Consider the following 3,365-nt stretch of genomic DNA (forward strand, 5'->3'; position numbering starts at 1 on the left):
CTCCCGCCTCTCCCCTTGTGGGAGAGGCCGTATCGCATGCAGCGAAGCGGAATGCGATGCGGGTGAGGGGTGCGGTCTATCGAGGGACTTGAGCTTGCGGAGGCAGACCCCTCACCCGGATTTCCCGCTTGCGCGCGAAATCCGGCCTCTCCCACAAGGGGAGAGGCGCTTCGAGTACGCGGATGCAGTATTAGCGCAATTGCACCGAAGCTACGTCGGCGATACCGCGCTCTTCAGTTCGCTTGAGGGCGCGACCGCGTCGCGCAGCCTGGCGCGTTCGGTGTTGGGCCAGAGCAGCAGCAGGCCGAGCAGTCCGGATGCGATCATGATCGCGGCGTTGATGGTGAAGCCGGTCATGTAGCCGTCGAACAGACTGGCCGAGTGCTGGATCACGCTGCCCATGACCGCGGGCGCCACGATGCCGGCGAGGGTGTAGAGCGCGCCGTAGATCGCGATCACGGCGCCGCGCTGCGACACCGGCGTGAACTCGCCGATCATCGGTGCGCAGACCACGTAGATCGACCCGCAGAGGCCGGAGCCGAACACGAGCAGCGCGATCGTCAGTCCGCCCGGCGCGACATGGGGCATGACGGCCATGATCGTGCCGCCGACGATCAGCGGCGCCGAGCCGAGCACGCCGCGCGCGCCGCGGGTGGTGAAACCGCGCGCCAGCATCGACTGCGAAATCCAGCCCGTCAGCATCACGACGACGGCGCCGAACACCCATGGCAGGATCGAGATGAAACCGGCCTGATGCTGCGAATAGCCTAATCCCTTGACGATGAAGGGCGTGAACCAGGTCAGCCCGAGCGACAGCGCCCAGTACGCGCCGAAGGTGGCGGCGATGCAGCCGACGAAGGTCCGCGAAGTCAAAAGCCGCGAATAGGGAATGCGCGGCTCGCCGGCCGCCGTCGCCGCGCTCTCCACCAGCGGGCCTTCCTTGCCGAGGATCGCCCACGCCGCCACCCACATCAGCCCGACGATCCCGAGCGCGCCGAACGCATAGTGCCAGTCATGATTGACGATGATCCAGTTCAGCGCGGGCACCGCCAGGATCACGCCGAACGCCGAGCCCTGCGACAGGATCGCAATCGGCAAGGTGCGCTTCTCATCAGGGAACCATTTGAAGATGGCGTGAGCCGCCACCGATGCGGCGGGCCCCTCGCCGGCACCGAGGATGATGCGGCAGATCAGAAGCGTGGTGAAGCCGATGGTGCCGACCATTGGGAACTGCGCCAGCGCCCAGATCAGCGCCAGCACCAACAGCACCCAGCGCGTCTCGACGCGGTTGACGATGAAGCCGACCACGATGGCCGAGATCGAGAACAGGAAGAAGAACGAGGAGCCGAGCAGGCCGAACTGCTCGGGATCGAGCTTCAGTTCGGTCATGATCGGCACGCCGGCGAGGCCGACTACGATCTTATCCGCGAAGTTCACCAGCATGAACAGGAACAGGAGGAAGGTGATCTTCCAGGCGCCTTTCGGCGTCGGCTGTGCGGTCATGCTTGGCTCTCCCCGTGGTTTTCTCGCTTGCTCGGCTCTGCCGGCCGGCCCTGATGGGATGCTAGCCTTGGGTTTCCTGACTAGGCAACCGCGGATTTTGACCTGCCGGCCCTGCCGTGGCATCGACAGCGCATGGCAAGTGGAAACCGCCCCGTGCTCGAGGTCACCGGCCTGAGGAAAGGCTACCGTTCGGCCGGCGAGGACATCGCGGTGCTGCGCGGCGTCAATCTTGCGGTCGCCGCGGGCGAAAGCGTGGCGCTGACCGGCGAATCCGGCAGCGGCAAGAGCACGCTATTGCACCTGATCGCCGGGCTCGACGCCGCCGACGGCGGCGAGATCATCCTCGACGGCGTCAGCCTTTCCGAGCTCGGCGATGCCGGCCGTGCGGCGCTGCGCCGCGACCGGCTGGGGCTGGTGTTCCAGCAATTCAACCTGATCCCGAGCCTGACCGTTTCGGACAATCTTACCTTTCAGTCGCGGATCGCCGGACGGCATGATCCGAAATGGCACGACGAGCTGGTGGAGCGGCTTGGGCTGGCGCATCTCTTGAAGCGATATCCTGAGCAATTGTCCGGCGGCCAGCAGCAGCGGGTGGCGATCGGCCGCGCGCTGGCGCCCAAGCCGCTGTTGCTGCTCGCGGACGAGCCGACCGGCAATCTCGACGAGGAGACAGCCGACGAGGTGCTGGCGCTGGCGCGCGATTTGGTGGCGCGAACCGGCTGCGGCTTCCTGATGGTGACGCACAGCGCGCGGCTCGCAGCATTGCTCGACCGCCAGGTCAATTTGCATGCGGGGGTGATCGCATGAGGCGGGCGCTGTGGACACTGGCGGTCCTGCTCAGCCACTGGCGTCGGCATCCGATGCAGCTTGCGACGCTGCTGATCGGATTGATCTCGGCGACCGCGCTGTGGAGCGGCGTGCAGGCGCTGAACCAGCAGGCGCGCAACGCCTATGATCGCGCGGCGGCGACCTTCGGCGGCACCCGCACGGCGATGCTCATCAGTCGCGACAGCGTCGGTTTTCCGCAACAGCTCTTCGTCGATCTGCGCCGCGCCGGCTGGCCGGTTTCGCCCGTGGTCGAAGGACGCGCGCAGATCGACGGACGATCGTTCCGGCTGCTCGGCATCGAGCCGGTGACGCTGCCGGGCGAAGTCAGCACTGCGCCCGTGATCGGCCGGACTGATCTGCAGTCCTTCGTCACGCCGCCCGGCGAGATGCTGGTGGCGCCGGAGACGCTGGCGGACCTTGGCGTGAAAGAGGGCGAGCGGCCGTCGTCGAATAGCGGCGTGCTGCTGCCGCCACTCCGCGTGCAGCCACAGCTCGTGCCCGGCGTCCTCGTGGTCGATATCGGGATCGCGCAGCAGACCCTGAAGATGCCGGATCAGATCTCACGATTGCTGATCGGAAAATCCAGCGCCAGCCGCGCGCCGCTGGAAAGCATTGTGGGCGACAGGCTGCGCCTGGTCGAGCCCAATGCGGAAACCGACCTCGAGCGCCTCACCGACAGCTTTCACCTCAACCTGACCGCGTTCGGGCTGTTGTCGTTCTTCGTCGGCCTGTTCATTGTCAACTCCGCGATCGGGCTTGCCTTCGAGCAGCGGCTGCCGATGCTGCGCACCTTGCGCGCCTGCGGCGTGTCGGCGCGGATGCTGAACAGCGTGCAGGTGCTAGAGCTGGTGTCGCTTGCGCTCGTCGCGGGCTTGGTGGGACTGGTGTGCGGCTATTTCATCGCGGCGGCGCTGCTGCCTGACGTCGCCGCCTCGTTGCGCGGGCTCTATGGCGCACAGATCCCGGGGCAACTGACGCTCAAGCCCGAGTGGTGGCTCGCCGGCATCGCGATCAGCATCCTCGGCGCGCTGGCG

Annotated in this window: 3 protein-coding genes; 2 read left to right on the forward strand and 1 reads right to left on the reverse strand. The window is 66.7% G+C overall.

The genetic code is table 11. The annotated features are described in order from the left end of the window. Positions 1-210 precede the first annotated feature (210 nt). The gene (locus CWO89_RS42165; RefSeq protein WP_130584121.1) at positions 211-1,503 is read right to left on the reverse strand and encodes an MFS transporter; all 1,293 of its coding nucleotides are present in this window, start codon (positions 1,501-1,503) and stop codon (positions 211-213) included. A gap of 132 nt (positions 1,504-1,635) precedes the next feature. Between CWO89_RS42165 and CWO89_RS42170 the strand changes: the two genes are divergently transcribed. Further along, entirely contained in the window at positions 1,636-2,310 is a 675-nt protein-coding gene (locus CWO89_RS42170) for an ABC transporter ATP-binding protein (RefSeq protein WP_130584122.1), read from the forward strand. Next, positions 2,307-3,365: FtsX-like permease family protein (locus CWO89_RS42175; protein WP_130584123.1), on the forward strand; the 1,059-nt coding region annotated here is incomplete at its 3' end. The genes CWO89_RS42170 and CWO89_RS42175, both read left to right, overlap by 4 nt.

The sequence above is a fragment of the Bradyrhizobium sp. Leo170 genome, from assembly GCF_004296405.1.
GTDB lineage: Bacteria > Pseudomonadota > Alphaproteobacteria > Rhizobiales > Xanthobacteraceae > Bradyrhizobium.

Coding starts and splice junctions, on each gene's coding strand:
- CWO89_RS42170 (WP_130584122.1), top strand. CDS start 1,636: ATGGCAAGTGGAAACCGCCCCGTGCTCGAGGTCACCGGCCTGAGGAAA.
- CWO89_RS42165 (WP_130584121.1), bottom strand. CDS start 1,503: ATGACCGCACAGCCGACGCCGAAAGGCGCCTGGAAGATCACCTTCCTC.